Consider the following 15,781-nt stretch of genomic DNA (forward strand, 5'->3'; position numbering starts at 1 on the left):
TGAGTCTCAACAATTGGCATACTATTCCATAAAGTGAGAAAGTAAAGCCGGGAGGATCGGATGCGGGGCGGTTGCCAAGGGACGCGGGTCGAAGAGGGCGGGCAATGAGCCTGTCGCGGATCAAGCATGTCCGCGCCTTTGTCGCGCGCGGGGCGGGGGCCGATTATCACGATCAGGGCGCAGGCCACTGGATCGACGATCACATCGCCACGCCGATGAGCCGCTATCCCGAATATCGCCAGTCGCGGCAGAGCTTCGGCATCAACGTGCTCGGCACGCTGGTCGTCGAGATCGAGGCGGACGACGGCACGATCGGCTTCGCGGTGACGACCGGGGGCGAGCCCGCCGCCTATATCGTCGAGAAGCATCTCGCCCGCTTCCTCGAAGGCCGCAGCCCGCACGAGGTCGAGAAGATCTGGGACCAGATGTATTTCTCGACCCAATATTATGGGCGCAAGGGGCTGGTGGTGAACGCCATTTCCGGCGTCGACCTGGCGCTATGGGATTTGCTCGGGAAGCTGCGCGGCGAGCCGGTCTATCACATGCTGGGCGGCGCGGTGCGCGACGAACTGCAATTCTACGCCACCGGCGCGAGGCCCGATGTCGCCAAGGAGCTCGGCTTCATCGGCGGAAAGCTGCCGCTCCACCACGGCCCGGCCGAGGGGCTGGAGGGTATGGAGAAGAACATCGCACTGCTCGCCGATATGCGGGCCAAGTGCGGCGACGATTTCTGGCTGATGTACGACTGCTGGATGGCGCTCGACCTCGATTATGCCACCCGGCTCGCGCACCGCGCCTGGAACGAATGCGGGCTGAAGTGGATCGAGGAGGCGCTTAGCCCCGACGATTACTGGGCCTATGCCGAGCTGCGGAAAAAGGTGCCGCCGGGCCTGCTCGTCACCACCGGCGAGCATGAGGCGACTCGCTGGGGTTTCCGTATGCTGATCGACATGGGCTGCTGCGACATCATCCAGCCCGATGTGGGCTGGTGCGGCGGCGTGACCGAACTGATCAAGATCGCCAATTACGCCGACAGCCGCGGCGTGATGATGATCCCGCACGGATCGTCGGTCTACAGCTATCATTTCGTCATCACCCGGCACAATTCGCCCTTTGCCGAATTCCTGATGATGCACCCCGGCCCGACCGAGGTGGTGCCGATGTTCGCGCCGCAATTGCTGGGCGAGCCGGTGCCGCAGAACGGCCGCATCCGCGCGAGCGCGCTCGACAAGCCCGGCTTCGGTGTCGAGCTGAACGCCGATGTGCCGTTGCATCGCCCCTATACGCACTGAGGATTTTTCCATGAAGCTCTGTCGTTACGGCACCCGCGGTGCCGAAAAACCCGGTCTCGTCGATGCGGACGGCCGCATCCGTGACCTGTCCGGCGTGATCGACGATGTGACTCCCTCGGAAATCACGCCTGAGGCGCTGGCGCGTCTCGCCGCGATCGATCCGGCCAGCCTGCCGCTGGTCGAGGGCGAGCCCCGCTACGGCGTGCCGGTCGCCGGGATCGGCAAGTTCATCGCCATCGGCCTCAACTATGCCGATCATGCAGCGGAATCCGGGCTGCCGGTTCCGCTCGAGCCGATCTTCTTCACCAAGGCGATTTCGTGCCTGACCGGCCCCAACGATCCGGTGATGATCCCGAAGGATGCGGAAAAGACCGACTGGGAGGTCGAGCTGGGCGTCGTGATCGGCAAGACCTGCCGCTATGTCGAGCAGGCGGATGCGCTGGATCATGTCGCGGGCTATGTGCTGGCCAATGACGTGTCCGAGCGCGCTTTCCAAAAGGAGCTCGGTAGCCAGTGGGACAAGGGCAAGGGCTGCGACACCTTCGGTCCGGTCGGCCCCTGGCTGGTGACGCCGGACGAGGTGGGCGACTGCCAGGACCTCGACATGTTCCTCGACGTCAACGAGCGGCGGATGCAAACCGGCAATACCCGGACGATGATCTTCCCGGTCGCCGAGTGCATCGCCTATGTCAGCCGCTTCATCACCCTTCATCCCGGCGACCTGCTGATCACCGGCACCCCGCCAGGCGTGGGGGAGGGGCAGAAGCCCGACAAGATCTTCCTGAAGCCGGGCGATACCATCCATCTGGGCATCGCCAAGCTGGGCGAACAGCACCAGACCTGCATTCCCTTCGCCCTGGAACTGCCCCGGTGACCGTCTTTGGGGGGCGCTTCGCGGGACGGTCCGCGATCGTGACCGGGGCGGCCTCGGGGCTGGGCTGCGAGGTGGCGCGGCGCATCGTCGCCGAAGGCGGATCGGTCGCGCTCTGGGATGTCGATGGCGACAAGCTGGCGGCGTCGGCGAAGGATGTCGGGGCAGCCCATTGGGACGCTTTCGATGTCGCTGATGCGGGGGCAGTCGAACGCGCCACCGCCGCCAGTGTCGCGGCGCTGGGCAAGATCGACGTGCTGATCTGCTCGGCGGGTATCACCGGCGCCACCGCCAGCGTTCAGGACTATCCGCTCGACAGCTGGCAGCGTGTGGTCGAGATCAACCTGAACGGCGTCTTCTATTGCTGTCGCTCGGTAGTGCCGCATCTGCTGGCGAACGGCTATGGTCGGATCGTCAACGTCGCCTCGGTCGCGGGCAAGGAGGGCAATCCCAATGCCTCGGCCTATTCGGCGACCAAGGCGGGGGTGATCGGCTTCACCAAGAGCCTCGGCAAGGAACTGGCGGGCAAGGGCGTCATCGCCAATGCGATCACGCCGGCAACCTTCGAAAGCCCGATCCTCGCCCAGCTGCCGCAGAGCCAGGTCGATTACATGCGCAGCAAGATCCCGATGGGTCGGTTGGGCGAAGTGAGCGAGACGGCGGCGATGGTGTGCTTCATGGCGTCGGAGGAGTGCAGCTTCACCACCGCCTCGACCTTCGACACATCGGGTGGGCGGACGACCTACTGATGATCCCGTTCGTCGACGCGCATATCCATCTGTGGGATTTGGGGCGGCTGCGCTATCCGTGGCTGACCCCGCCCTTCGCCGATGACGGACCGAACGGCTCGGTCGAAGCGATCGCGCGGACCTATCTCCCCGCCGACTATCGGGCGGAGATGGCGCGGTGGAATGTCGTCGGTGCGGTGCATGTCGATGCGGGGGCGCATCCCGGCGATGCGCTGGCCGAGACCGAGTGGCTGGAGGGGCTTGCCGAGGCGGACGGCTTGCCGAGTGCCATCGTCGCCTTTGCGGCGCTCGACGATCCCGATCTCGATGCGACGCTGGCCGCCCATGCCCGGCATCCGCGCGTTCGGGGCATCCGCCATATCGTCAACTGGCATGGCGATCCGCAGCGCAGCTACACCCCGCATGATGTGACGCGCGACGAAGCGTGGCAGCGGGGTTTCGCCAAGCTCAGCGCCCATGGGCTGTCCTTCGACCTGCAATGCTATCCGGCGCAGATGCCGGGGCTCGCCAATCTGATCGCCCGGCATCCGGATATTCCGGTGATCCTGAACCATGCGGGCATGGCGATCCCCTGCGATCCTGACGGTATCGGAGAATGGCGATGGGGCTTGGCGGCACTGGCGGCCTGCCCGAATGTCTCGGTCAAGCTGTCGGGCTTCGGTTTTTCCCGACGCGACTGGACGCCGGCCTTTGTACGCGACACCGTTCGCACCGTCATCGACCTGTTCGGCACCGACCGTGCTATGTTCGCCAGCGACCTGCCGACCGATCGTCTGTTCGGCGCCATCGATGCGCAGATGGAGGCTTGTCACGCCGCCGTCGCCGAGTTCGCCGAAGAGGATCGCCGCGCCTTATTTGGTCGCAATGCCGACCGCATCTATCGATTGGGGCTGGGCTGCTGACCGCGCCAGCCGGACAACACAGAATTTTGGGAGTAAACCGCATGTACGATCGCACTTACTACGCCACTCACCCGGACATGATGGAATGCGTTTCCAATGATGAGCTGCGCGACCGCTATCTGATCCCTGACCTGTTCCGCACCGGCGAGTGCGTGCTGAACTACACCCATGCCGAGCGTTTCGTGATCGGCGGCGTCGCCGTGGGGGACGCACCCGTGAAGCTGCCCGACCAGACCGAGCCGAAGTCGGCGGCGGGGCATCCCTTCCTCGAGCGCCGCGAGCTGGCCATCGTCAATGTCAGCGCCGTCGAGGGCCGGGTGACGGTGGACGGCGAGGTCTTCACGCTGGGCAACAAGGATTGCCTCTATGTGACGATGGGCGCCAAGGAAGTCCTGTTCGACGGGCAGGGCGCGCGCTTCTATCTTGCCTCCTGCCCGGCGCATAAGGCGTTCCAGACCCGCAAACTGGGCATCGCCGACGCCAATGCGCTGGAGCGTGGCAGCCTGGAGGAATCGAACGAGCGGACCATCTATCAGCTCGTCATTCCGGGCGTTTGCGACAGCGCCCAGCTGGTCATGGGCCTGACCGTCCTGAAGCCGGGCAGCGTTTGGAACACCATGCCCCCGCACATCCATGAGCGGCGGAGCGAAATCTATTTCTATTTCGAGCTCGACAATCTGGAGAGCGACCGCGTCATGCACTTCATGGGCGAGGGCGAGGCAACCCGGCATCTGGTCGTGCAGAACGAGGAAGCGGTGATCTCGCCGCCCTGGTCGATCCACATGGGCGCTGGGACCAAGGCCTATGCCTTTATCTGGGCGATGGCGGGCGAGAACCAGGATTATACCGATATGAACGTGCTCGACATCTGTCAGCTGGCATGAGCGTGATGGCCAATCCCTTCGATCTTTCGGGCCGCGTCGCGGTCGTCACCGGGGCCAACACCGGCATCGGCCAGGCGATCGCGGTCGCGCTGGCGGCGGCGGGTGCTGACGTCGCCTGTGTCGGGCGCACGCCCGCCGAGGAGACGGTCGAGACCATTCGGGGGCTTGGCCGCCGGGCGGAGATCGTCACCGCCGATCTGTCGACGATCGAGCCGGTCGACCGCATCGTCGCGGAAACGCTCGGCCGCCTCGGCCGCCTCGACATCCTGGTCAACAATGCGGGAATCATCCGCCGCGCCGACGCCGTGGACTTCACCGAAGAGGATTGGGATGCGGTGGTCGACACCAATCTGAAATCGGTGTTCTTCCTGTGCCAGGCCGCCGGGCGGCACATGATCGCGCAAGGCAGCGGGCGCATCATCAACATCGCGTCCATGCTGACCTTTCAGGGCGGCATTCGCGTGCCAAGCTATACCGCATCGAAATCGGGCATCGGCGGGCTGACCAAGCTGCTCGCTAATGAATGGGCGAAGCACGGGGTGACGGTCAATGCGATCGCACCGGGCTATATCGCCACCAACAACACCGCCGCATTGCAGGCTGATACGGCGCGTAACACCGCGATCCTGGACCGTATCCCGGCAGGGCGTTGGGGCGATCCGGCGGATCTTGGCGGGGCAGCGGTCTTCCTGGCGTCGGATGCGGCGGCCTATGTCCAGGGGCATATACTGGCCGTCGATGGAGGGTGGCTGGCCCGCTGAGGCGGGTTGGATAGCCTCCAGCCCTCCAGCGCCGTTCGCCCACGGCCTCGGACGGTCCGGAAGGCTTGCGCATTTTCATGCCGCTGCGACCGATGCGTCGCAGCGGCATTCCTGTCTCGATGGGATGATCGTCAGAGTGTCATAGACGGTATCAGGCCCATTTCGGCCGATCCATTTCCGCCTATAAAAGACTGACAACCCCTATGGATAGAGTGCAGCTTTAGCAGAGCGTGCAATTGGGTCTCAACATATTGAGATTTAGTAGGGTGATGGGCTGTGATTGTTTACAGCTGTCCCAAGTTTCTACATGGAATTGTACACAATAAGGTGGCCGGGGTGCATGATTTTTAAAGCCAGCATGCAGGTAGCGATGCATCAGCATCGCCACCAACACGCAACGCTGGCCCAAATTTAGATGATTCCGCCGCGAAGGTCGTCACGTTGGTACGGCGTGGCCGATAACTTCCTCAAGTCACGCGGCGCAGCCGAAGGCATCGTCGTCGTCGTCCGGCCCACCGGGCGCCAGGTCGAGCGCGAAGCCGCGAGCACGACTTTGCTGATCCAAGACCGAATTCGGTTTTGCCTTTGTGGTTGGGGCCGCCTTGTTTCGGCGCGCCGCCGGTTTGCGGGGCGCGGCTGACTTGCGGGGCGTGGCATCGTCGTTGATGCGGAAGAAGGCGATGCTCTGCTGCAATTCGTCCGCTTGGCTGGCCAATTCTTCGGAGGTCGAGGTGATTTCTTCGGACGCCGACGCATTTTGCTGCGTTACAGTGTCGAGCTGCTGCAACGCCTGATTGATCTGTGACGTGCCGACATCCTGTTCGCGGCATGCCGCGCTGATTTCGGCGACCAGTTCGGCGGTCCGACGAATATCCGGTACCAGCTTGGTCAGCATCTCGCCGGCCTGCGCCGCTGCCTGCACCGTGTCGCCCGATACTGCGCTGATCTCGGCGGCAGCGGTCTGGCTGCGTTCGGCCAGCTTGCGCACTTCCGACGCGACGACAGCAAAGCCGCGCCCGTGTTCCCCCGCACGCGCGGCCTCGACCGCCGCGTTCAGCGCCAGGAGATCGGTCTGACGCGCGATTTCCTGCACGATGCTGATCCTGGCGGCGATGGTGCGCATTGCATCGACTGCCTTTTCGACCGCAACACCGCTAGCTTCGGCGTCCTTCGACGACTGGCGGGCGATCTTCTCGGTCTGGGCGGCGTTGTCGGCATTCTGTTTGATGTTCGCCGCCATCTGTTCCATCGACGCCGAGGCTTCCTCGGCGGCGGCGGCCTGTTCGGTTGCACCTTGACTCACCTGCTCTGACGACGCGGAGAGCTGCTGGCTGCCGGCGGCGACATTGTCCGCAGCGCTTGTCGCATCGCCGACCACGACCCGCAGCCGTTCGACCATCGACACCAGCGCGTGGCCGAGCTTGTCGCGGTCGGACAACGGGGTGTGGTCAATGGTCAGGTCGCCTTCGGCAATCTGGTCCGCCAAAGTTGCCGACTTGCGCAGGCCCTTCGTCATCGCGACCATCGCATGGCCCAGTCGATCCTTATCCGATAGCGGAACATAGTCGACGGACAGGTCACCGACCGCGATGGTATCCGCCAATGTCGCCGACTTGCGCAGGCCGTTCGTCATGGCCACCATCGCATGACCCAGCCGGTCCTTATCCGACAGCGGTTTGTGATCGATCGACAGGTCGCCCTCTGCGATCGTGTCGGCCACGCCGGCGGTCTGGCGTAGATTGCCGACCATGTCGTTCAGCGCGTTGGTCAGCAGTCCGACCTCGTCGTTCGACTGGACGGTGGCGGTTTGCGACACGTCGCCCTGTGCGACCGCATCGGCCAGATCGGTCGCCTGGCGCAGGTTACGACGGATCGCATTGGTGACCACCAAAGCCACCGCCGACGCGATAGCCAGCGAGACCAGCGCCACGACCAGCATCAACCAGTTGAGCGTACGAGACAGGGCAGCCCCGTCGGCTCGCGCGGTTTCGGCGGCCTTCAGCTGATAATCGGACAGACGGCCGATCTGTGCCGTGGTCGGGTCGATCCCGGCATACATTTCGGTATCGGCGAAGTGGGCCAAGGCGGCACTGTCATGTGCCTGGATGATCGCGTTCAGCCGTGCCACTGTCTGATCCGACTGGTTCATATTCTGGCGGACCTGCGTCACGACCGAGCGTTCTTCGTCGGTCAGGCTCGTCTGCATATAAGCAGACCAGTCCCGGTCGATGATCCGCTTCGCATCTGCGATCGAGGCGCTGGCCTGGGCCCAGTCGAGCTTGCCGGCGCGCAACTTGTGCGTGGTATCGACGATGTTGATGGCATAGGCATCCGATACCGCCTTGAGTTGGCGGACCGGCACAAGGCGATCGTCATAAATCGACGTCATTGCCCCGGTCAGCGCGTTCATGCCGTAAAAGCCAGCGCCGCCAATGATTGCCGCGATGGCGATCCCTGATGCCAGCTGGATCGTCAAAATCCGGGTGCCGATGGAGGTGAACTTTGCGCCGGTGGCCTTCATAATTGCATCCCTGTAATTTCCGAAAAGGGTAGGGAGGCAAGATTTAAAACACAGTAAATCGATTGTATGTCATTGATGTTGCGTGATTTTTAATGAGTAATGTGATTCGTTTTGCACAACAACAAAATAATCATCTACTCGATCATCCTTTGTGGACGTTGATTGATCATGAATGTTCGGCATGAAATCGGTGAAATTTTCAAAATAGCTAGGTTGATCATGTCACGACGCTCGGCGGAACCGAGACATTCGGGATAATAGATTGAACCTTAAAGGGATTGCGGGACATGGCGGCGCAGAACGAGAAATCGGGGAGGTCCGGATATAGGGGCGGGAAAGGCGCTTCTGCCCGACCATATCCGATCAAGCGCAGGCAATACGCAGCAGTGACGCCAAACCGATGATCTCGGGTGGGGGCGAGCATGACTTGCGCGCCCTATGTGATAGGCAAGGCGAACAGCGCCTTCGGCCGGGGCCAGCATATCCAAGTCATGATGCTCGGCTGGCGTTTTTCGTCAACCCGACGATGCGCGCAAGTTTTGTCGTCTCACCAGCATTGGGCTGGGTCAACTCGACGTCATCGAACTGAACGAAGCCTTGGCCGCCCAAGTGATCGTGATCCTGCTTGATCCGGGCCTTGTTCCCGACCAGTGCCGTGTGAACAGCAATAGCGGTGCGATCGCTCTCGGTCATCCTGCGACCACATCGCAAAAATCTGGATGTCAGAGCCAGATCGGTTCATCGCCATTCGATCCACCAGACGCTGGTACTGAAAAAATTAGGTACTGAAAGAGTTTAAGTCGCAAGCGCGATGGGGACGCGGTAAATATCGTTCGCCTGCCCCCCCAGTGCGCGACACAAGTCCAATCCAGCCTTCAATAGCGGAAGGGCCAATTCCGCCGCATGCTGCTCGCTTAACCGCGCATCGGGTCCCGCCAGGCTGAGCGCGCCGACCAGACGGTCGCCGTGGCCGAGCAACAGGTCGCCGAGGCGGATCACCATGCCCTCGATTGCGATCGGCACGTTCACTTCGCCGGGGCCGTCCTTGTAGGGACCATGATGCGTCACGCCAGATGCAACGACCGGAAAGGCATTTCCGACACGGCGGCGCGCCGCCCGCCGGTGTGGTGGGGCAGATGCTGTCCGTCGATGGCCGAGGAGGTGTTCTCGCTTAGGCCGGTTCCTCTTCACGGTACATTGTGGGTCGGCGACGTTCGATCCAGGCGTAGAGGCTGGGCAGGAGCACGAGAGTAAGGATCGTTGAGGTGATGATCCCGCCGATGACCACGGTGGCGAGCGGTCGCTGCACCTCCGCGCCGGAGCCGGTCGCGATCGCCATGGGGATGAAGCCGACCGAGGCCACCAGCGCGGTCGACAGGACGGGGCGCAAGCGATCATGCGCGCCGCGGCGCACGGCCTCCTCGGCGGGCAGGGCATTGCCCTCGCGACCGTCGCGCAAGGCATTGATATGGTCGACCAGCACCAGCCCGTTGAGCATCGCGATGCCCGACAACGCGATGAAGCCGATCGCGGCGGTGATCGAAAAGGGCATGCCGCGCAGCCACAGTGCCAGCACGCCGCCCGTTACCGCGAACGGTATGCCGGTATAGACGATCGCGGCTTCGCGCACGCTGCCCAGCGCCGCATAGACGAGCGCAAAGATCAGAATTAACGCGGCGGGGACGACGATCGACAGGCGCTTCTGCGCGGCCTCCAGCTGGTGATATTGCCCACCGAACTCGATGCGATAGCCCGGCGGCAGCTTGACCTGCCCATCGATCGCGGCCTGGGCGCGCTGGACATAGCCCGCCAGATCGCTGGTCGACAGATTGACCATCAGTGCGGCGCGGCGGTTGGTATCGTCGTGCAGGATCGGCTCGACGATGCGGGTTTCCTTCAACCGGGCGACGCGGGACAGCGGCACCATGCCGTATTCGCCGACTCGCAGGGGTAGCGCCATGATCGCGGCGGGATCGGCGCGCAGCGAGTCCGGCATACGGATCACGATGGCATGGCGGGCGGGGCCGTGCGGGATGAAGCCGACCTCCGCCCCCGCCAGCGCGTCGCGGATCGCGTCGTTGACCGCCTGCGCGCCCAGGTTCAGGCGGATCAGCGCGGCACGGTCCAGTTCGACGACGATGCTCTTCGGCCGCCCCGCCGTCTCGAACTCGACGCCCTCGGTGCCGGGCAGTTTTTCGAGGATCGCCTTGGCCTGTCCGGCGGCGCGTTCCAGTACGTCGTAATCGTCGCCGTAGATCTTGACCGACACGTCGGCGCGCACGCCCTCCAGCATTTCGTTGAAGCGCATCTCGATCGGCTGGGCGAATTCGAAATTCTGGTCCTTATAGACTTGGCGCACGACCTTTTCGATCCCGGCGATCAGCTCCTGCTTGGTGCGGGGCATCCCGTCGCCGGTCGGCCAGTCCTTCACCGGCGTGTAGAAGATGTAGAGGTCGTTCTCGTTGGGCGGCATCGGGTCGGTCGCGACCTCGCTGGTGCCGATGCGCGAGAAGGTGTGGCTGATCTGAGGGAATTTGTGGCGGATCGCGCGTTCGGTCGCCTGCTCGATGGCGAGGCTCTGTTCCAGCGACATGCCGACCGGGCGATAGACCATGGCGGTGATCGCGCCTTCATCCAGCTGCGGGGTGAATTGCGAGCCGAGCGACTTGAAGGCGAGGAACGCCGCCGCCAGCAGCATCAGCGCGCCGATGACGAGGATCGCCGGGTGGCGCAATGAACGCTCCAGGACCGGCGTGTAGACCCGCTCGGCTACCGCAACGAAGCCCTTGGGCGCGTTTTCGTCATGCCCCCGCGCAGGCGCACGCAACGCCCAGGCCGACAGCATCGGCACGATGGTGAAGGTCCAGAGCAGCCCCGCGACGATCGCGAGCATCACCGCCTGTGCCATCGGCTGGAACAGCTTGCCCTCGACCCCGCCCAGGCTGAGCACGGGGACGTAGACGAGCGCGATGATCGCGATGCCGAAAAAGGTCGGTCGCGCGACCATGCGGGCGGCATGGGCGACCGTTTCGCGCCGTTCGTCGGCGGTCAGGTCCTCACCCTTTTCGGCGCGGCGCAGGGCGAGCAGGCGCAGGCTGTTCTCGACCACCACGATCGCACCGTCGACGATCAATCCGAAGTCGAGCGCCCCCAGGCTCATCAGATTGCCCGACAGGCCGATGGCGTGCATCCCGCTGACCGTCACCAGAAAGGCGAGCGGGATGACCAGCGCGACGATCAGCGCGGCGCGCCAATTGCCCATCACGAACAGCAGGACGATCGCGACCAGGAGCGCGCCTTCGCCCAGATTGCGCTCGACGGTATGGATGGTCTGATCGACCAGATCGGCGCGGCTATATTGCCGATCGATCACCATGCCCTTGGGCAGCGCGGCGGAGATGTCGGGCAGGGCGTCCTGCACGCGCAAAGCGGTCTCGCGGCTGTTCTGCCCGACCAGCATCATGACCGTGCCCAGCACCGTCTCGCGGCCATTCTGGGTCGCGGCCCCCTGACGCGGCGCGGCACCGGTGACGACCTTGGCGAGGTCGCGGACTTGGAGCGGCAGGACGCCACCGGCGAACTTGACCGGGATGGCGGCGATCTGGTCGGCGGTCATCACCCGCGCATCGGTGCGCACGGTGAAGCGTTCCGCCCCGCGCCGAATGATGCCGCCGCCTGCATTCTCGACATTCTTGGCGACTGCCGCGGCCAACTCGCCCGCCGTGACGCCGTGCATCGTCAGCCGGACGGGATCGGGCTCGACGACATATTGCTCCTCCAGCCCGCCGTTCGAGTTGACGTCGGCGACACCCGCGACCGCACGCAGCATCGGGCGGACGGTATATTCCTGCGCCTCGTACAGGGCCATCAGCTGCGCTTGCGCATCCAGTCCCGGCGGCGGCTTTCGCCATTCCAGCGTATAGTAGAAGATCTCGCCTAGCCCGGTCGTGATCGGCGCCAGCTGCGGCGTGCTGCCCGGCGGCAATTGGTCGCGCACCGCTGCGAGCCGCTCGGTGACGAGTTGGCGGGCCTTCAGTTGGTCTGTGCCATCCTTGTAGAGGAGCGTGACCTGGCTCAGGCCGGTCTTGGTCAGCGAGCGTGTCTGATCCAGGCCCGGCTGGCCACCCATGGCTCGCTCGATGGGCAGGGTCACCAGCCGCTCGATCTCCTCCGGCGCGAGGGCGGGCACCGTGGTGTTGATCTGCACCTGAACCCCGGTGATGTCGGGGATGGCGTCGATCTGGAGATTGGTAAAGGACCATAGCCCGATCGCGGCGATCAGTGCCGCGACCAGCGCAACGCCCAGCCGGTGGCGGGTGACGAGATCGAGCCAGCGCTTCATCGGGCGAGCGCCGCGCCGCCGTTGAGCGCGCGCAGCTGGAGCAGCGCTTCCAGCGCCTCGCGCCTAGTGTCGAGCACGGCATTGACTGCCTCGACATAGGATTGCTGAATCTGGGTATAGGTGGTCAGCGGGATCGCGCCGAGGCGATAGTTGCGGTCGGCGTCGGCAGCGGCCTGCGCGAAACGCTGCGGCGAATTGCCGTCCCATTTGGCCAGCGCCTCGCGCTTGGCCTCATATTGCGCGGCCTGGTCGAACACGTCGCGCGCGATCCGGCGCTCGACGTTGATGAGGGTCGCGTTGGCCTGAGCCTGCTTGCCCTGTTCGACCGCGACATCGCCCGCCTGACGGTTCCACAGCGGGATGGTGGTGGACAGGCGCATCCCGTAATTGGTCTCGCGAATGTCGGAGCGGGCGCGGTCATAATAGGGGCCGACGCTGACCGTCGGGATACGCGCCTTGCGGGCCAGATCGACGCGAAGTCCCTGCTGGGCGAATTGCGCGCGCAGGGCCTTCAGCTCGAAATTATTCTCGCTCGCCCGGTCGGCCAATACTTGCCCTGAGGGCAGGGCGGGCAGCGACATGTCGGGCCGCACGATACGGATGCGTGCGGCAAAAGGGGCACCACGCAGCTGGTTGAGTTCGTAGAGGATCGAATTGGCTTCGGCATCGGCGGTCGCCGCGCTCCGCTCGGCACTGATCGCGCTGGCCTGGAGCGAGGCGGCCTCCAGCTGCGGCGAGGGACCTGCCGGATCGCGCGCGACGATCACCCGGGCGAGGGTGCGCATCCGTCCCGCCACCTCGCGCGCCGCCGCCGCCTTCTCGTCCGCGGCAAACAGGCCATAGCCGAGCGACCGGGCGCGCGCCGCCAGCGTCGCGTCGAACTGCTGCAACCCGATCCGCGCCAGCCCAACCTGTCCGTCGGCGATCGCCCGGCGCAGCGCGATGCGGCCGCCGAACTCGATCGGCTGGACCACCGAGACCGCATAGGTCATCCCCTCGCCGGTGACCGCGCCGCTGGTCGGGTCCTGCGCACGGCGCTGGCCGAATTCGACCACCGCTTCCGGGTCGGCCCAGCGCCCGGCCGCCTCGCGCTCGACGCCTGCCGTCTCGATCTGGCGCTGATAGAATTGGCGCTCGGGATTGCCCGCGATGACATTCTGGACCAGCGCGTCCAGCGTCATCGCCTGCTGCTGCGCCGCTGTGGGCGCGGCCAAGACCGTCGCCGCCACCCATCCTGCCAAAGCCGTGATCCGCATGTCGTCCCCTGCGCGGTATTCGATCCCGGCGCGCTAGACGAAATGCCGGAGGGCCGTCGACTAAATACCGATTTAGGGAAGGGCGTCGTCGGATCGCTCCGCCTTTGTTGTAATGACTATCAATACTAAATCGTAATTTCATTGACGCTGTTGTGTGTCTGTGGCGATTGCAGGTCCATGACGCGGATATTGTTGATCGAGGATGATGGGGGCACGGCGGCGGAAATATTGCTGGAGCTGACCGCCGCCGGGCATGACGTCCGGCACGTCGGCAGCCTGGCGTCGGCCGCGACGGTCCTGAGCGGAGATGGGGGCGATTTCGATCTGCTGATCCTCGACCGGCAGTTGCCCGATGGCGAGGGGCTGGCGCTGCTGTCCGATCTGCGGGGGCAGGGGCGGCGTACGCCCGCTTTGGTGCTGAGCGCACTTGGCAGCCTGGATGACCGGGTGCGGGGCTTGCGTGCCGGGGGCGACGACTATCTGCCCAAGCCCTTCGCGCTGCTCGAACTGATCGCGCGGGTCGAGGCGCTGCTGCGTCGTCCCAACGACACGCGCGAGACGCGACTGATCGTCGGTCCGCTCGACCTGGACCTGCTCACCGGACGCGCCACCCGCGCGGGACGAGACCTGGAATTGTTGCCGCGCGAGCTGAAGCTGCTCGATTACATGGTCCGGCGGCCGGGGCGGATCATCACCCGCTCGATGCTGCTCCAGGATGTCTGGGGTTATACGTTCGAGCCCAACACCAATGTCGTCGATGTTCATATGGGCCGCCTGCGCCGTAAGGTGGATGGCGAGGGTGAGGCGCCGCTGATCCGCAACGTCCGGGGGCAGGGCTATGTCTTTGATCTTCACTGATCCGCGCGCGCGGGCGACGTGGCGCTGGGGCGGTGCGCTGGCGGCGATGCTGGTGCTTCAGTCGCTGGCGCTGGCGGCGGTCTTCTGGGTGCTGGCGGGCGACAATCACCGGCGCGAGATCGAGCATCGGCTGAGCGATGACTGCACCTTCTTCCGCCTGACCCCCGCCGCCGAGCGGTCCGAGGAGTTGCGTGAGAAGCTGGACCGCGATCTCCACCGCGACCTGTTCCTGGCGCTGTTCGATCCGAACGGGCGGCGGATCGCGGGCAATGTCGCGCGGATACCGCCGGGCGCGCCGGCGGGCGGCTCGTTCGTCGCCACCGTCGCACCCACGGAATTGCCAGGCAAGCGCAGCGACGAGGCGCGGGTGCAGCTGTGCCCGATGCCGGACGGCACCCGCCTGCTCGTCGGCGTCGATCTGGACGATACGGTGGAATCGATGCGGCTGGTCGGCCAGTCGCTGTTCGTCGGGCTGGTGCCGGGCATTCTGCTGGCGCTGGCCTTCGGGCTGATTGCCGGGCGGCGCGCGGCGCGGCAGGTCGATGCCGTCCGCCGCCTGACCGAGCGGATCATGGCCGGCGACTTGTCCGAACGGCTGCCCGTTGCGCGCGATCCCGACAGTTTCGGGCTGCTGTGCGCCGACATCAACCAGATGCTCGACCGGCTCCAGCTGTTGGTCGGCGACATGCGCGGCATCGGCGACGACATCGCGCACCAACTGCGAACGCCGCTGACTCGATTGCGTGCGCGGGTCGAGCGCGGGATGCGCGACGATGCCGATCGCGATGCGTTCGCCGCGACGGCCGAGGCGACGCTGGCGGATGTCGACACGCTGCTGGGTATCGTCGCCGCGCTGCTGCGCATCCGCGAGCTGGAGGATCACGCCCGCCGCAGCCGCTTCGCACCCGTCGACCTGGCGCAGCTGGTCGAGGATGCGTGTGATCTCTACCGCCCGACCGCCGAGGATCGCGGCATCGCCTTGTCCTATGCGGTCGCTGCCGTTCCTCCGGTCGAGGGCGATGCCAGCCTACTGATCGAGGCGGTATCCAACCTGATCGACAATGCGATGAAATTCGGCCCCGTCGGCGGCACGGTGCGCGTCACGCTGTCCGTGGATGGTCGCGACATGGTGCTGAGCGTCGCTGACGACGGCATCGGCGTGCCTGCGGCGGAGCGGGCGCTGGTGCTACAACGCTTCTATCGCGGGCGTGTCGACCAGCCGGGGGTCGGGCTGGGCCTGCCGCTGGTCAAGGCGATTGCTGATCTGCACGGCTTCACGCTGGCATTTGCTGCGCAGGGCAGTGTGGTATCGATCCTCTGCCCCAGTGCGGCACAGTAAAGAGGA

Annotated in this window: 14 protein-coding genes; 9 read left to right on the top strand and 5 right to left on the bottom strand. The window is 64.9% G+C overall.

The window, feature by feature from the left end; all coding sequences use genetic code 11:
* Window positions 1-104 precede the first annotated feature (104 nt).
* From rhmD to kduD, 6 genes are read left to right on the top strand one after another with little or no spacing between them, the layout of a single operon-like run.
* Complete coding sequence (gene rhmD, locus SSA01S_RS11160; protein WP_061780425.1) at window positions 105-1,292, top strand: L-rhamnonate dehydratase; 1,188 nt, start codon at window positions 105-107, stop codon at window positions 1,290-1,292.
* Window positions 1,293-1,302: 10 nt separating this feature from the next.
* Window positions 1,303-2,166: a 2,4-didehydro-3-deoxy-L-rhamnonate hydrolase gene (locus SSA01S_RS11165; RefSeq protein WP_061780426.1), complete on the top strand. Its 864-nt coding sequence runs from the start codon at window positions 1,303-1,305 to the stop codon at window positions 2,164-2,166.
* Window positions 2,163-2,912, top strand: coding sequence for an SDR family NAD(P)-dependent oxidoreductase (locus SSA01S_RS11170; protein ID WP_061780427.1), 750 nt, complete (start codon window positions 2,163-2,165; stop codon window positions 2,910-2,912). Before SSA01S_RS11165 ends, SSA01S_RS11170 begins: the two co-directional genes overlap by 4 nt.
* Window positions 2,912-3,814 (top strand): amidohydrolase family protein, encoded by a 903-nt coding sequence (locus SSA01S_RS11175; RefSeq protein ID WP_061780428.1) that lies wholly within the window; start codon window positions 2,912-2,914, stop codon window positions 3,812-3,814. Before SSA01S_RS11170 ends, SSA01S_RS11175 begins: the two co-directional genes overlap by 1 nt.
* Before the next feature lie 41 nt (window positions 3,815-3,855).
* Window positions 3,856-4,698, top strand: a complete 843-nt coding sequence (gene kduI, locus SSA01S_RS11180) for a 5-dehydro-4-deoxy-D-glucuronate isomerase (RefSeq protein WP_061780429.1) — start codon at window positions 3,856-3,858, stop codon at window positions 4,696-4,698.
* A gap of 5 nt (window positions 4,699-4,703) precedes the next feature.
* Window positions 4,704-5,459, top strand: a complete 756-nt coding sequence (gene kduD, locus SSA01S_RS11185) for a 2-dehydro-3-deoxy-D-gluconate 5-dehydrogenase KduD (protein WP_061780444.1) — start codon at window positions 4,704-4,706, stop codon at window positions 5,457-5,459.
* A gap of 472 nt (window positions 5,460-5,931) precedes the next feature.
* Here kduD and SSA01S_RS11190 read toward each other — a convergent pair whose 3' ends face one another.
* Both SSA01S_RS11190 and SSA01S_RS20170 read right to left on the bottom strand, forming a co-directional pair.
* Window positions 5,932-7,980 carry a HAMP domain-containing methyl-accepting chemotaxis protein gene (locus tag SSA01S_RS11190; protein WP_156477760.1) on the bottom strand — a complete coding sequence of 683 codons (2,049 nt, stop codon included), beginning with the start codon at window positions 7,978-7,980 and terminating at the stop codon, window positions 5,932-5,934.
* A 489-nt stretch (window positions 7,981-8,469) separates the two neighbouring features.
* Window positions 8,470-8,673 carry a hypothetical protein gene (locus tag SSA01S_RS20170; protein WP_061780430.1) on the bottom strand — a complete coding sequence of 68 codons (204 nt, stop codon included), beginning with the start codon at window positions 8,671-8,673 and terminating at the stop codon, window positions 8,470-8,472.
* Here SSA01S_RS20170 and SSA01S_RS20175 point away from each other — a divergent pair.
* Entirely contained in the window at window positions 8,590-8,769 is a 180-nt protein-coding gene (locus SSA01S_RS20175; protein WP_272867555.1) for a hypothetical protein, read from the top strand. The two genes, SSA01S_RS20170 and SSA01S_RS20175, sit on opposite strands and share 84 nt — an antisense overlap.
* A 6-nt stretch (window positions 8,770-8,775) precedes the next feature.
* Here SSA01S_RS20175 and SSA01S_RS19525 read toward each other — a convergent pair whose 3' ends face one another.
* The 3 genes from SSA01S_RS19525 to SSA01S_RS11210 are packed head-to-tail and all read right to left on the bottom strand — an operon-like array spanning window position 8,776 to window position 13,578.
* Complete coding sequence (locus SSA01S_RS19525; RefSeq protein ID WP_156477761.1) at window positions 8,776-9,171, bottom strand: RraA family protein; 396 nt, start codon at window positions 9,169-9,171, stop codon at window positions 8,776-8,778.
* Window positions 9,152-12,322: an efflux RND transporter permease subunit gene (locus tag SSA01S_RS11205; RefSeq protein WP_061780431.1), complete on the bottom strand. Its 3,171-nt coding sequence runs from the start codon at window positions 12,320-12,322 to the stop codon at window positions 9,152-9,154. The genes SSA01S_RS19525 and SSA01S_RS11205 overlap by 20 nt, the downstream gene beginning before the upstream one ends.
* Window positions 12,319-13,578 carry a TolC family protein gene (locus tag SSA01S_RS11210; protein ID WP_061780432.1) on the bottom strand — a complete coding sequence of 420 codons (1,260 nt, stop codon included), beginning with the start codon at window positions 13,576-13,578 and terminating at the stop codon, window positions 12,319-12,321. The genes SSA01S_RS11205 and SSA01S_RS11210 overlap by 4 nt, the downstream gene beginning before the upstream one ends.
* A gap of 177 nt (window positions 13,579-13,755) precedes the next feature.
* On the opposite strand from SSA01S_RS11210, the gene SSA01S_RS11215 reads away from it, so the two are divergent.
* Together SSA01S_RS11215 and SSA01S_RS11220 are read left to right on the top strand one after the other, a co-directional pair.
* Window positions 13,756-14,436 carry a response regulator transcription factor gene (locus SSA01S_RS11215; RefSeq protein ID WP_061780433.1) on the top strand — a complete coding sequence of 227 codons (681 nt, stop codon included), beginning with the start codon at window positions 13,756-13,758 and terminating at the stop codon, window positions 14,434-14,436.
* Complete coding sequence (locus SSA01S_RS11220; protein ID WP_061780434.1) at window positions 14,417-15,775, top strand: sensor histidine kinase; 1,359 nt, start codon at window positions 14,417-14,419, stop codon at window positions 15,773-15,775. Before SSA01S_RS11215 ends, SSA01S_RS11220 begins: the two co-directional genes overlap by 20 nt.
* The last annotated feature ends 6 nt before the right edge of the window (window positions 15,776-15,781 follow it).

This window comes from Sphingomonas sanguinis NBRC 13937 (genome assembly GCF_001591005.1).
In the GTDB taxonomy this organism is placed as follows: Bacteria; Pseudomonadota; Alphaproteobacteria; order Sphingomonadales; family Sphingomonadaceae; genus Sphingomonas; species Sphingomonas sanguinis.

Bases quoted from the DNA above. Each gene is read 5' to 3' on its own strand.
- rhmD (WP_061780425.1), top strand. From the start codon at position 105: ATGAGCCTGTCGCGGATCAAGCATGTCCGCGCCTTTGTCGCGCGCGGG.
- SSA01S_RS11165 (WP_061780426.1), top strand. From the start codon at position 1,303: ATGAAGCTCTGTCGTTACGGCACCCGCGGTGCCGAAAAACCCGGTCTC.
- SSA01S_RS11175 (WP_061780428.1), top strand. From the start codon at position 2,912: ATGATCCCGTTCGTCGACGCGCATATCCATCTGTGGGATTTGGGGCGG.
- kduI (WP_061780429.1), top strand. From the start codon at position 3,856: ATGTACGATCGCACTTACTACGCCACTCACCCGGACATGATGGAATGC.
- kduD (WP_061780444.1), top strand. From the start codon at position 4,704: ATGGCCAATCCCTTCGATCTTTCGGGCCGCGTCGCGGTCGTCACCGGG.
- SSA01S_RS11190 (WP_156477760.1), bottom strand. From the start codon at position 7,980: ATGAAGGCCACCGGCGCAAAGTTCACCTCCATCGGCACCCGGATTTTG.
- SSA01S_RS20170 (WP_061780430.1), bottom strand. From the start codon at position 8,673: ATGACCGAGAGCGATCGCACCGCTATTGCTGTTCACACGGCACTGGTC.
- SSA01S_RS11205 (WP_061780431.1), bottom strand. From the start codon at position 12,322: ATGAAGCGCTGGCTCGATCTCGTCACCCGCCACCGGCTGGGCGTTGCG.
- SSA01S_RS11210 (WP_061780432.1), bottom strand. From the start codon at position 13,578: ATGCGGATCACGGCTTTGGCAGGATGGGTGGCGGCGACGGTCTTGGCC.
- SSA01S_RS11215 (WP_061780433.1), top strand. From the start codon at position 13,756: ATGACGCGGATATTGTTGATCGAGGATGATGGGGGCACGGCGGCGGAA.
- SSA01S_RS11220 (WP_061780434.1), top strand. From the start codon at position 14,417: ATGTCTTTGATCTTCACTGATCCGCGCGCGCGGGCGACGTGGCGCTGG.